This window comes from Pseudorhodoferax soli (assembly GCF_003337555.1).
GTDB classification, from domain to species: domain Bacteria; phylum Pseudomonadota; class Gammaproteobacteria; order Burkholderiales; family Burkholderiaceae_C; genus Pseudorhodoferax; species Pseudorhodoferax soli.
Map to the genome: position 1 here is coordinate 68,465 of NZ_QPJK01000002.1, position 12,291 is coordinate 80,755.

A 12,291-nucleotide genomic window follows, 5' to 3' on the forward strand; every position below is an offset into this window, starting at 1 on the left:
AGAAAGACTTCCCCATGCAACGCCGTGACCTCTTGACCACCACCTCCGCGCTGGGCGCGCTGTTCTCGCTCGGCATTCCGCTGGCGCCCGCCGCCTATGCGCAGACCGTCGGCAAGACGCCGGTGCGCGGCGGGATGCTGACCGTGGCCGTGGCGCCCGAGCCCACGCAGCTGACCTCGGCCAACCTCACGACCATGAACGTGGGCATGGTCTCCAGCAAGATCCTAGAAGGCCTGGTCAGCTACGACCTGGACCTCAAGCCCGTGCCGGCGCTGGCCGAGTCGTGGCAGCAGGCCGCGGACGGCCGCACGCTGACCTTCAAGCTGCGGCCGAAGGTGCTCTGGCACGACGGCAAGCCCTTCACCTCGGCCGACGTGGCCTGGACGCTGGAGGAAGTGTGGAAGAAGCTGCACCCGTTCGGCCGCGCCGCATTCGCCAACGTGGAGAAGGTGGAGACGCCCGACGCGCTGACGGTGGTGATCCGCCTGTCGTCGCCCGCCCCGTACATCCTCAACTACATCAACACGTACGGCGCGCAGATCCTGCCCAGGCACGTGTACGAGGGCACGGACGTGCTCAAAAACCCGGCCAACAACGCGCCCATCGGCACCGGCCCCTTCGTGTTCAAGGAATGGGTGCGCGGCAGCCATGTGCGGCTGGAGCGCAACGCCAACTACTGGGGCCGCGGCCCGCAGGGCGAGCAGCAGCCCTACCTGGATGGCCTGTTGGTCAAGTTCATCCCCGACGCGGCCGCGCGCACGGTGGCACTGGAGGCCGGCGAGGTCGACGTGGCGCTCGGCTCCATCATCCCGCTGACCAACCTGAACCGCTTTGCCGACAAGAAGAAGTTCACCATCAACCTGGACGATGGCCGCTACCTGTCGACCATCTTCCTGCTGCAGTTCAACGTGCGCCGGCCCCACTTCCAGGACAAGCGCGTGCGCCAGGCCTTCGCCCACGCCATCGACAAGAACGCGCTGCTCAAGATGGTGTTCCTGAACTACGGCAAGGTGGCCACGGGGCCCGTGCCCTCCTCCGTCGTCAACTACTACAGCAAGGATGTGAAGCACTACGCCTTCGACCCCAAGCGCGCCGAAGCGCTGCTGGACGAGGCCGGTTTCAAGAAGGGCAAGGACGGCAAGCGGCTGAAGATCGGGCTGGACTTCGACGGCTTCGGCGGACCCATCGGCGCGCGCTCTGCCGAGTTCCTCAAGCAGTCGCTGGCGCGCATCGGCGTGGACGTGGAGCTGCGCAGCGCGGACACCGCCAACTACCTCCGCCGCATCTTCACCGACCAGGACTACGACCTCATGACCTCCAGCCTGCACCGGCTGCCCGACCCCACGCTGGGCGTGCAGCGGCTGTACTGGAGCAAGAACATCGTCAAGGGCGCGCCCTGGACCAATGGCTCGGGCTACTCCAACCCGGCGCTCGACAAGGTCATGGAAGCCGCCGCGGCCGAACCGGACGAAGCCAAGCGCAAGGCCCTCATCACCCAGTGGCAGCAGATCGTGCAGGAAGACGTCCCGCTGATCGAACTCATCGAGCAGACCTGGGTCACGGTGTCGAACGCGCGGCTGAAGAAGCAGAACCTGCAGGGCGACGGCCTGTTCGCCTCCTACGCCGACACCTGGCTCGAAGCGGGGCATTGAGCACGGCATGGCATCCGCGGCCCCGCCCCTGCTCGGCTTCTTGCGCCGGCGCCTGCTGCAGGTGCTGCCGGTGGTGTTCGGCATTGCGCTGCTCAACTTCCTGATCCTGCAGCTGGCGCCCGGCGACGTGGTCGACGTGCTGGCCGGCGAGGCCGGTGCCGCCACGCCCGAGTACATGGCACAGCTGCGCGCCAGCTTCGGGCTGGACCAGCCGCTGGGCGTGCAGTTCTGGAACTACATGACCAGCGTGGCCACGCTGGACCTGGGCTGGTCGTTCCGCCAGAACATGCCGGTGCTGGACCTGATCCTCGAGCGCATCCCGGCCACGCTGTTGCTGATGAGTTCGGCCATCGCCGTCGCGTTGGCGCTGGGCGTGCTGCTGGGCGTGCTGTCGGCTATCCGCGTGCATGGCTGGCTGGACGACGTGGTCTCGGTCTTCGTGCTGCTGACCTATGCGCTGCCCACCTTCTGGCTCGGCCTGATGGCGATGGTGCTGTTCTCCGCAAGGCTGGGCTGGCTGCCTTCGGGCGGCATGGTCGATCTCGGCGCCAACCACACCGGCCTGGCCTGGGCGCTCGACGTGGCGCGCCACGCGCTGCTGCCGGCGCTGACGCTGTCGACCTTCTACCTGGCCGTCTACACCAAGCTGGTGCGCACCTCCATGCTGGAGCTGTACGGCGCGGACTTCATCCGCACCGCGCGCGCCAAGGGTGCGGGCGAGCTGCGCATCACTGTGCGCCATGCGCTGCGCAACGCGCTGCTGCCGCTGCTGACCATGGTGGGCTACCAGGTGGCCTCGCTGCTGAGCGGCGCGGTGCTCGTGGAGTCGGTGTTCAACTGGCCTGGCATCGGCCGGCTCGCGTTCGAGGCCATCATGTCGCGCGACTTCAACCTGCTGCTGGGCATCCTGCTGCTGAGCTCCGTGCTCGTGACGCTGATCAACGTCGTGGTGGACCTGCTGTATGCCTGGCTCGATCCGCGGGTGCAGCTGGCCGGGGGGGCGTCGGCATGAGCGCCATCTTGCACATGCAAGCGCGCCCGGCGACAGCCTGGCAGCGCACGCTGGACTTCGCGCAAAGAGTGGCGGCCAGCCGCTCCGCTGTGCTGGGGCTGGTGCTGCTGCTGAGCGTGGTGGCCGTGGCCACGCTGGGCCGGCTGTGGTTCCCGGGCGACCCGTGGGAGATGAGCGGTGCGCCCATGCTCTGGCCAGGGGAAGACGCGCAGAACCCGCTGGGCACCGACTTCATGGGCCGCGACCTGGCCACTGGATTGGTATCAGGCGCCGGCGTCTCGCTGCTGATCGGCCTGGTCAGCACGCTGATCTCGACCGTCGTGGGCATCACCGTGGGGGCGCTGGCGGGCTACTTCCGTGGCGCGGTCGATGCGGTGCTGATGCGCGTGATCGAGCTGTTCCAGACCGTGCCGAACTTCGTGCTGGCCGTGGTGCTGGTGGCCATCTTCAAGCCCTCGGTGGCGACAGCGGTGTTCGCCATCGGCATCGTGTCGTGGCCGCCCACGGCGCGGCTGGTGCGCTCGGAATTTCTGCAGCTGCGCGAGCGCGAGTTCGTGCTGGCCAGCCGCACGCTGGGCACCGGCCATGCGCGGCTGATCCTCACGCAGATCCTGCCGAACGCGCTGCCGCCGGTGGTGGTGGTGTCCACGCTGTCGATCGCGCATGCGATCCAGACCGAAGCCGCGCTGGCCTTCCTGGGCCTGGGCGATCCGAACGTGATGAGCTGGGGCACCATCATCGGCATCGGCCGCGAACAGGTGGTCGACGCCTGGTACATCTGCGGCCTCCCGGGCCTGGCCATCGTCGTCACTGTGCTGGGCTTCAGCCTGCTCGGCGAAGGGCTCAACGACGCCCTCAACCCCCACTTGCGCAAACGATGAGCCTGCTCGACATCCAGGGGTTGCAGACCTCGTTCCAGACCCGCGCCGGCGTGGTGCGCGCCATCGACGGCGTGGACCTGCGCGTGGAGCGCGGCGAGACGGTGGCGCTGGTCGGCGAAAGCGGCAGCGGCAAATCGGTCACGGCGTACTCCATCCTGCAGCTGCTGCCCAAGGGCCAGGGCCGCATCACGGGCGGCAGCATTCGCTTCGACGGCACCGAGCTGACCACATTGCCCGAGGCCGGCCTGCGCGCGTTGCGCGGCAACCGCATCTCGATGATCTTCCAGGAGCCGCTGTCGGCGCTCAACCCGGTCCTGTCCGTCGGCTGGCAGATCGTCGAGGCGATCCGGCTGCACCGCCGCGTGGGCCGCCGCGCAGCCTGGGAGCAGGCCGTGGAGCTGCTCGCGCACGTGGGCATTCCCTCGCCCGCCCAGCGGGCCCACGACCATCCGCACCAGCTGTCGGGCGGCATGCGCCAGCGCGCCGTGATCGCCATCGCGCTGGCCTGCGAGCCCGACCTGCTGATCGCCGACGAGCCCACCACCGCCCTCGACGTGACGACGCAGGCGCAGATCCTGGAGCTGCTCAAGCGCCTGCAGGCCGAGCGCGGCATGGGCCTCTTGCTCATCACGCACGACCTGGGCGTGGTGGCCGAGGTGGCCGACCGCGCCGCCGTGATGTACGCGGGCCGCGTGGTCGAGCAGGTGCCGGTACAAGCGCTGTTCGAAGCCCCAGCCCACCCCTACACGCAGGGCCTGCTGGCCTCGCTGGCCATCGACGAGCTGCCGCCCGGCACGCGCCTGCCCGAGATCGCCGGCACCGTGCCCTCGCTGCTGGAGATGCCGCCGGGCTGCGCCTTCGCGCCGCGCTGTGCATACGCGAGCGCGCAGTGCCGCGAACAGCGGCCGGCCGCCGTGCCGCTGGATGCGCATCGCGTGGCGTGCCACCACCCGCTGGAGCGTGCAGTTGCTGCGCGCCGGCACCTGCAAGAGATCGCCGCATGAACGCCGTCGCCGAACTGCCGCATGCGGCGCCCCCGCTGCTGCGCTTGCAGAACGCCGTCAAGCACTACCCATCGTCCGGTGGCGCCGTGCAGGCGCTGAACGGCGTGGACCTGCACGTTGCGCGCGGCGAGACACTGGGCCTGGTCGGCGAAAGCGGCTGCGGCAAGTCCACCGTGGCGCGCGTGGCGATGCGCCTCACGCCGTTGACCGCTGGCCGCCTGTGGTTCGACGGCCAGGACCTGGCCGCACTGGAGGGCGAGGCCCTGCGCAGGCAGCGCGCGCGGCTGCAGATGGTGTTCCAGGACCCATACGCCTCGCTGAACCCGCGCCAGACCGTGGAACGCGCGCTGCGCGAGCCGCTGGTCGTGCAGCAGCGCGGCAGCGAGGCAGATCAGCGCGAACGCGTGGCCTGGGCGCTCGCGCGGGTGGGCCTGCGGCCCGAGATGGCGCAGCGCTACCCGCACGAGTTTTCTGGCGGCCAGCGCCAGCGCATCGGCATCGCCCGCGCGCTGATGCTGCGGCCCGAACTCATCGTCTGCGACGAGGCCGTCTCGGCGCTGGATGTCTCGGTGCGCGCGCAGGTGCTGAACCTGCTGCTGGAGCTGCGAGCCGAGTTCGGCGTGTCCTACCTGTTCATCTCGCACGACCTGTCGGTGGTGCGGCACATGTCGGACCGCATCGCCGTCATGTACCTGGGCCAGGTCGTGGAGCATGGCGCACGCGACGCCGTATGGAAGTCCCCACGTCATCCGTACACCCAGGCCCTGGTTTCTGCGGCCCCCAAGGTCCGGCCGGGTGCAACGCGTACCCAGCGCATCCTGTTGCAGGGCGACCCACCGAGCCCGTCGAACCCGCCAGCCGGCTGCCGCTTCCACACGCGCTGCCCGCAGGCGCAGGCACGCTGCCGCAGCGAGGCGCCGGTGGCGCGCGCGGTCGGCGAGCGGCACTGGGCGGCCTGCCACTTCGCCTGACGCGCAGCGCAGGTGCCGCGGCGCGGCGTCGGAGTGCAGCGTCACTGCCGCATCCAACGCTTTGCGCGTCGCCTCTTTAAAACCAAATAAAATATTAAACTGGTTTGAAATGCGCGGCGGTGATATACTCCGGCCGCTGCTAGCGACACGCGTGTGATTCGTCCAGCTGCCACAACGCCTGCAGGCCTTGAACAGCACATGCAGGCTTCTCTCGCGACCTTTGTCGCCCTGTTGGTCTGTAGAGCTGCAGCCAACCGCGTTTTCTGATGGCTCACGCAGCTTGGTTCAAGCTTGCGATCCCGAATGAACTAGATTCCAAAAATCGGCATTTCCATGGGCAAGTACGTCGTTTCGCCCGCGACACACCGGACCGACTGTGGCCGCTACCGCGCCTCCTTCTCGGTTCATCGCTCCCAGGGCAATGGCAGCTACTGCCGCGTCTTCCGGTTCGACAGATGCTTTGCCTCGCGCGAAGGCGCCCGGCTGTTTGCAGTCACCCAGGGCTGGCTGCAAACCTCCATGTCGCAACCCCCTGCATGCTGATGGTCTGCTCCCGCAGCTTCCATCCTCCCCTGTCAGTTGTTGTGGACACCCAACCCACAGCCCTGTCTCCCAGTGGCGCGGCATCCGTTGCGCACCTTCCTCCAGAAAGGCTCTCCTCATGAGCGTGAAAATCTATGTGGGCAACCTGCCCTATTCCGTGACCGATTCCAGTCTCGAAAGCAACTTTGCCGAGTTCGGCAGCGTTTCTTCGGCCAAGGTCATGATGGACCGTGAAACCGGCCGCTCCAAGGGCTTCGGCTTTGTGGAAATGGCCTCTGCCGAGCTGGCCCAGGCCGCCATCACCGGCCTGAACGGCGTGTCCGTCGATGGACGTGCGATCGTCGTGAACCTGGCCCGCCCCCGCGAAGCGGGCGGTGGCGCGGGCGGCTATGGTGCGGGCGGCTACACCGCCAGCAAGCGCTCGGACGTCGGCTACGGCACCGGTGGCTACGGCGGCGGCCGCTACTGAGTCCACGCGCTCTTGCTGAAAGACCGGCTCTCGCGAGCCGGTTTTTTTTCGTCTCCAGTGCAGGTTGGACAGTGGCCCAAGCGCGGGGGCCGCGCTGCCGCGGGCGGCCTGCGGACAGACAAAGCGTCCTGGCCCGTGAAAGAAAAAAGCCCCGCAGAACAATGTTCTACGGGGCTTTTTTGGTCTGCTTCTGGTGCGTTGTAAAACGGCCTGAAAGCTGTCTTGGCGGAGAGGGTGGGATTCGAACCCACGGTACCTTGCGGTACGCCTGATTTCGAGTCAGGTACATTCGACCACTCTGCCACCTCTCCTGAATCCCTGTGGCTGCCCCGGCGGTCGACCCGGGTTGCGAAGCCCGCTATTCTAGCAGGACAAACGCGCGATCCCGCCCAGATAGGGGCGCAAAACTTCGGGGACCGTCACGGAGCCATCTTCGTTCTGGTAGTTCTCGAGCACCGCGACCAGCGTGCGGCCCACGGCCAGCCCCGAGCCATTGAGTGTGTGCAGCAACTCGTTCTTGCCCTGTGCGTTCTTGAAGCGCGCCTGCAGGCGGCGCGCCTGGAAGGCCTCGCAATTGGACACCGAGCTGATCTCGCGGTAGGTGTTCTGCGCCGGCAGCCAGACCTCCAGATCGTGCGTGCGCGCCGCGCCGAAGCCCATGTCGCCCGTGCACAGGCACAGCACGCGGTACGGCAGGCCAAGCTTCTTGAGCACGGTCTCGGCGTGGCCCGTCATCTCGTCCAGCGCAGCGTAGCTCTTCTCGGGGTGCACGATCTGCACCATCTCGACCTTGTCGAACTGGTGCTGGCGGATCAGGCCGCGCGTATCGCGCCCGGCACTGCCGGCTTCGGAACGGAAGCACGGCGTGTGCGCCGCCAGGCGGATCGGTAGCTCGGACTCGGCCACGATGCTGTCGCGCACGAAGTTGGTCAACGGCACCTCGCTCGTGGGGATCAGGTACAGCGCCTGGTGGTCGGGCACGGGCTCTGACTCCTGGCCGCCCTTCTTGGCCGCGAACAAGTCGCCCTCGAACTTGGGCAACTGGCCCGTGCCCTGCATGCTGTCGGCGTTGACGACGTAGGGCACATAGCACTCGGTGTAGCCATGGTCCTGCGTCTGCGTGTCCAGCATGAACTGCGCAAGCGCGCGGTGCAGGCGCGCGATGGGACCCTTCATGACCGTGAAGCGCGAGCCCGAGAGCTTGACGCCCATCTCGAAATCCAGCCCCAGCGGCGTGCCGATGTCGACATGGTCACGCGGCGTGAAGGCCAACGGCTTGGGGTCCTGGCCGTCCGGGCTCCAGCGGCGCAGTTCCACGTTGCCCTGCTCGTCGGCACCAACGGGCACGCTCTCGTGCGGCAGGTTGGGCACGGCCAGCAGCAGTTGCTGCAACTCGGGCTGCAGCTGGTCCAGGCGCGCAGCGGAGGTTTCGAGTTCCGCCTTGAGCGCGTTGACCTCGGCCATGACGGCGTCGGCGCTCTCGCCCTTGGCCTTGAGCTGGCCGATCTGCTTGGACAGCGTGTTGCGCTTGGCCTGCAGTTCCTCGGTGCGGGTCTGCAATGCCTTGCGTTCGGCTTCCAGCGCCTTGAAGGCCGCCACATCGAGATAGGGCTGCGGGTTCTTGCGCTGCGCGAGCCGCGCGACCACGGCGTCCAGGTCTTTACGGAGAAGGGTGATGTCCAGCATCGTCGGATTCTAGTTTTCAGGCCAGGGCGGCCAGGTCCACATTGGCACCACACAGGACGAGGCCCACGCGCTCGTCTGCACGCGGCACATAGGCGCCGCTTTGGAGCGCCGCCAGGCCCAGTGCGGCCGCGGGTTCGACGGCCAGGCGCAGTTCGCGCCACAGCCATTGCTGGGCCTGCCGGATGGCCCCGTCGTCGAGCAGCAGGGCGGCCTGCACATGCTGCTGCGTGACGCGCCAGCTGATCTCGCCGATGCGCTTGGCACCCAGCGAATCGGCGGCCACGCCGCCGACCTCCACATCGACGGGCGCACCCGCTTCGCGCGCGAGGAACAAGGTGGGCGCCAGCGCCGGCTCCAGTGCGACGACGCGGCAGCGGCCTGCACACCAGGCGGCGATGCCGCCGATCAGGCCACCGCCGCCCACGCTGACGAGCAGGCTGTCGGGCAGACCACCAGCCTGCTCTTCGAGTTCGCGGGCCAGCGTGCCGGCACCGGCCACGACCTCGGGCTGGTCATAGGCATGGGTGAGCAGCGCACCGGTCTCCTGCTGGCGCGCCATGCAGGCGGCCAGGGCCTCGGAATAGGCTGCGCCGACGACCTGCACCTGCGCACCCAGCGCGCGCAGGCGCGCCTGTTTGGCCGGCGAGGAGATGGTCGGCACGAAGACCTCGCAGCGCACGCCCAGGGCCTGGGCGGCCGCTGCCGTGGCGATGCCGGCGTTGCCGCCCGAGGCCATGATCACGCCTGCCGTGGGAATGGGCTGCGCGAGCAGCCGGTGCAGCATGCCGCGCGCCTTGAAGCTGCCCGAGACCTGCAACTGCTCGAGCTTGAGCCAGACCTCGGCGCAGGCCAGGCCCAGCGCCGCACCTGGCAGGCGCCACAGCGGCGTGGTGCGCAGGAAATTCGCCGGGCCTTGGCGCAGGCGCGCGTGCGCGGCCTCGATGTCCGCCCGGGTGACGGCCGCCGGCATCAGTAGCCGCTGTCCGAGCCGGCCGCGAGGCTCTCGAACTTGGTGATGTTGCGCAGGAAGGCGAGCTTGACGGTGCCGGTCGGGCCGTTGCGCTGCTTGGCGATGATCACCTCGGCCACGCCGGGCTCCTTGCAGGCGTCCTTGGTGTAGTACTCGTCGCGGTAGATGAACATGATGATGTCGGCGTCCTGCTCGATGGCGCCGGATTCGCGCAGGTCCGACATCATCGGGCGCTTGTCGGGGCGCTGCTCCACGCTGCGGTTGAGCTGCGACAGCGCGATCACCGGGCATTGCAGTTCGCGCGCGAGCATCTTGAGGCCGCGAGAGATCTCGCCGAGCTCGGTGGCGCGGTTCTCGTCGCTGCCGCCGCCCGAGCCGCTCATCAGCTGCAGGTAGTCGACCACGATCAAGCCCAGCTTGCCGCACTGGCGCGCGAGCCGGCGTGCGTTGGCGCGCAACTCGCTGGGTGTCAGGCCAGGCGTTTCATCGATGTGCAGGGAGATGTTGCGCAGCTTCTCGATCGCCTCGGTCAGCCGCGGCCATTCGTCGTCGGTCAATCGGCCGTTGCGCAGGTGGCTCTGGTCCACGCGGCCGATGGAGCCGACGATACGCACGGCCAGCTGGGATGCGCCCATTTCCATCGAGAAGATCGCGACGGGCAGGCCTTCGTTGAGCGCCACGTGCTCGGCGATGTTCACGGCGAAGGCGGTCTTGCCCATGGACGGGCGCGCGGCCAGCACCACCATGTCCCCGGGCTGCAGGCCCGAGGTCATGCGGTCCAGGTCGTAGAAGCCCGTGGGCACGCCCGTGATCTCGTTCTGCTGGTCGGCCATCTCCTGCACACGGTCCAGCAGGTCGACGACCAGCGATTCCATGGCCTGGAAGCCCTGCTTGTTCCGCGCGCCCTCTTCGCCGATGTTGAAGATCTTTTGCTCGGCTTCGTCCAAGATCTTGTCGACTGCGCGGCCCTTGGTGTTGAAGGCGCTGGTGGCGATCTCGTCGCTGGCCGTGACCAGTTTGCGCAGGATGGCGCGCTCGCGCACGATCTCGCCATAGCGGCGGATGTTGCTCGCGCTCGGCACGAACTGCGCCAGCGAGTTGAGGTAAGACAGCCCGCCCACGTCGTCGGCCTTGCCGACCGATTGCAGCACCTCGTAGACGGTGATCACGTCGGCCGGCTTGTTGGCGTTCACGAGGTCGCGGATGGCCGCGAAGATCAGCCGGTGCTCATAGCGGTAGAAGTCGCCTTCCTTGAGCACGTCGCCCACGCGGTCCCAGGCCGCGTTGTCCAGCAGCAGCCCGCCCAGCACGCTGGATTCGGCCTCGATGGAATGCGGCGGCACGCGCAACTGCGCGAGCTGGCGATCCTGCGGATCGTCGTCGATGGAGTACATGGCGGACATCGGAGACCTTGGAAGCAAGCGCGGGATGCTACGCGCCGCATGCCCGGGCGTCATGGAACAACCCTGTGCATAAACGGTGGAGCAGCGGTGATTCTGGTGGCACAGCCTGTGGGCAAGCTGTGGTCACCAAAAGAAAAAGCCGCCGGGCTCGCGCCAGGCGGCTTTTCAACGGATCGCGGGGATCAGGCGGTTTCGCCGTACACCGAGACGTTGATCTCGACGACCACGTCGGTGTGCAGTGCCACGCTGACAGTGCTTTCGCTGACGGTCTTGATCGGACCATTGGGCATGCGCACTTGCGACTTGGCGACCTTGTAGCCCAGCTTCTCGAGCTCTTCGGCGATGTCGGCATTCGTCACGGAGCCGAACAGGCGACCGTCGACGCCGGCCTTCTGGGTCAGCTTGACGGTGGTGCCAGCCAGCTTCTCGCCCTGTGCTTGCGATTCGGCCAGCTTGGCAGCGGCAGCCTTCTCGAGTTCGGCACGGCGTGCTTCGAATTCGGCCTTGGCCGAATCGGTGGCGCGGCGGGCGCGGCCGGACGGGATCAGGAAGTTGCGGGCGTAGCCGTCCTTGACCTTGACGATCTCGCCCAGGTTGCCAAGGTTCACGACCTTGTCGAGCAGAATGATTTGCATACTCGTAGCTCCTTAGATGCGGTGCTGGTCGCTGTACGGCAGCATGGCGAGGAAACGCGCACGCTTGATGGCCGTGTTCAGCTGACGCTGGAAGAAAGCGCGGGTGCCGGTCAGACGCGCCGGGATGATCTTGCCGTTCTCGGCAATGAAATCGCGCAGCGTGTCGATGTCCTTGTAGTCGATGTGCTCGACACCGGTCACGGTGAAGCGGCAAAAGCGCTTGCGCTTGAACAGCAGCGATTGCGTGTTGCGCTTGGGACGCTTGTCCTTGTTGTTGAAACGCCTAGGTCCGGCCATGGTGGGCTCCTGATGAATCTGTTGAAACTGGTTGAAACTCTTGCACGTGCAGAACGAGACCCTTGCCAAGGCGGGGGTTGGCGACGAAGCCGGCGAAACGCCAGCTGCTGCCAACCACCTGCTTGCGCATCCGCTCGGCCACGGCACCAAAGGCCACAGCCCTGATGCTTGCCTTGATCTGCCGGGTCTGGCCCGCTTCCTCGACCTGCGACTCGTGTTCCAGCACCATATCCTGGGCGGGCAAGCCGGCCGGGGTGTAGCGCAGAGCCTTGAGTTCGGCGATCGACGCGGTCAGCAGCAGGTGGTTCATGCCTGCCAAGCCTGCACGCGGCGGTGCGTTGCGTTCTGCTGCGGTGCAGTCCTCAATGCTGGCCGGCGGTCTCGGCCTGCTGGGTCTTGCGGGCTTCTTCGCGCTCGACCGTCTTCATCATCGAAGACGGGCCGGTCTCGGCCTTCTTCAGCTGAACGGTCAGGTGGCGCAGCACGGCGTCGTTGAACTTGAAGGCGTGCTCGAGCTCGCTCATCACGGCCTGATCGGCCTCGATGTTGACGCACAGGTAGTGCGCCTTGGCCAGCTTGTTGATCATGTAGGCCAGTTGACGGCGGCCCCAGTCTTCCACGCGGTGGATCTTGCCGCCACCGTTGGTGATCATGGACTTGTAGCGTTCCAGCATGGCCGGAACCTGTTCGCTCTGATCCGGGTGGATCATGAGGATGATTTCATAGTGACGCATGGACTCTCCTTAAGAGTAAAACCCCTCGCCTTGG

14 protein-coding genes and 1 tRNA gene are annotated in these 12,291 nt (G+C 67.2%); 7 read left to right on the forward strand and 8 right to left on the reverse strand.

Annotation, left to right across the window (positions count from 1 at the left end):
* The first annotated feature begins 14 nt into the window (after positions 1-14).
* The 7 genes from DES41_RS06920 to DES41_RS06950 all read left to right on the forward strand — a co-directional run bounded on the left by DES41_RS06920 (position 15) and on the right by DES41_RS06950 (position 6,532).
* Complete coding sequence (locus DES41_RS06920) at positions 15-1,652, forward strand: ABC transporter substrate-binding protein (RefSeq protein WP_170168115.1); 1,638 nt, start codon at positions 15-17, stop codon at positions 1,650-1,652.
* Between the two features lie 7 nt (positions 1,653-1,659).
* Entirely contained in the window at positions 1,660-2,664 is a 1,005-nt protein-coding gene (locus DES41_RS06925; protein ID WP_114466927.1) for an ABC transporter permease, read from the forward strand.
* Entirely contained in the window at positions 2,661-3,545 is an 885-nt protein-coding gene (locus tag DES41_RS06930) for an ABC transporter permease (protein WP_245965606.1), read from the forward strand. The genes DES41_RS06925 and DES41_RS06930 overlap by 4 nt, the downstream gene beginning before the upstream one ends.
* A complete protein-coding gene (locus DES41_RS06935; protein WP_114466928.1) occupies positions 3,542-4,549 on the forward strand; it encodes an ABC transporter ATP-binding protein in 1,008 nt (335 codons plus the stop codon). Before DES41_RS06930 ends, DES41_RS06935 begins: the two co-directional genes overlap by 4 nt.
* Positions 4,546-5,520 (forward strand): ABC transporter ATP-binding protein, encoded by a 975-nt coding sequence (locus tag DES41_RS06940; protein ID WP_114466929.1) that lies wholly within the window; start codon positions 4,546-4,548, stop codon positions 5,518-5,520. The genes DES41_RS06935 and DES41_RS06940 overlap by 4 nt, the downstream gene beginning before the upstream one ends.
* 333 nt (positions 5,521-5,853) lie before the next feature.
* Entirely contained in the window at positions 5,854-6,063 is a 210-nt protein-coding gene (locus DES41_RS06945) for a hypothetical protein (RefSeq protein WP_114466930.1), read from the forward strand.
* Positions 6,064-6,181: 118 nt separating this feature from the next.
* Complete coding sequence (locus tag DES41_RS06950) at positions 6,182-6,532, forward strand: RNA recognition motif domain-containing protein (protein ID WP_114466931.1); 351 nt, start codon at positions 6,182-6,184, stop codon at positions 6,530-6,532.
* Positions 6,533-6,755: 223 nt separating this feature from the next.
* On the opposite strand, the gene DES41_RS06955 is transcribed toward DES41_RS06950, so the two are convergent.
* From DES41_RS06955 to rpsF, 8 genes are all read right to left on the reverse strand, one after another.
* Positions 6,756-6,843 (reverse strand) — tRNA-Ser (locus tag DES41_RS06955).
* A 52-nt stretch (positions 6,844-6,895) separates the two neighbouring features.
* Positions 6,896-8,218 carry a serine--tRNA ligase gene (gene serS / locus DES41_RS06960; protein ID WP_114466932.1) on the reverse strand — a complete coding sequence of 441 codons (1,323 nt, stop codon included), beginning with the start codon at positions 8,216-8,218 and terminating at the stop codon, positions 6,896-6,898.
* A 16-nt stretch (positions 8,219-8,234) separates the two neighbouring features.
* Positions 8,235-9,188, reverse strand: coding sequence for a threonine/serine dehydratase (locus DES41_RS06965; protein WP_114466933.1), 954 nt, complete (start codon positions 9,186-9,188; stop codon positions 8,235-8,237).
* A complete protein-coding gene (gene dnaB / locus DES41_RS06970; RefSeq protein ID WP_245965607.1) occupies positions 9,188-10,591 on the reverse strand; it encodes a replicative DNA helicase in 1,404 nt (467 codons plus the stop codon). Before dnaB ends, DES41_RS06965 begins: the two co-directional genes overlap by 1 nt.
* A 182-nt stretch (positions 10,592-10,773) precedes the next feature.
* Positions 10,774-11,226 carry a 50S ribosomal protein L9 gene (rplI, locus tag DES41_RS06975; RefSeq protein ID WP_114466935.1) on the reverse strand — a complete coding sequence of 151 codons (453 nt, stop codon included), beginning with the start codon at positions 11,224-11,226 and terminating at the stop codon, positions 10,774-10,776.
* Positions 11,227-11,238: 12 nt separating this feature from the next.
* On the reverse strand, positions 11,239-11,523 hold the full coding sequence (gene rpsR, locus DES41_RS06980) for a 30S ribosomal protein S18 (RefSeq protein ID WP_056186748.1): 285 nt from the start codon (positions 11,521-11,523) through the stop codon (positions 11,239-11,241).
* Positions 11,510-11,833, reverse strand: coding sequence for a primosomal replication protein N (gene priB, locus DES41_RS06985; RefSeq protein WP_114466936.1), 324 nt, complete (start codon positions 11,831-11,833; stop codon positions 11,510-11,512). The genes rpsR and priB overlap by 14 nt, the downstream gene beginning before the upstream one ends.
* A gap of 52 nt (positions 11,834-11,885) precedes the next feature.
* Positions 11,886-12,257, reverse strand: coding sequence for a 30S ribosomal protein S6 (gene rpsF, locus DES41_RS06990; protein ID WP_056672744.1), 372 nt, complete (start codon positions 12,255-12,257; stop codon positions 11,886-11,888).
* Positions 12,258-12,291 lie beyond the last annotated feature (34 nt).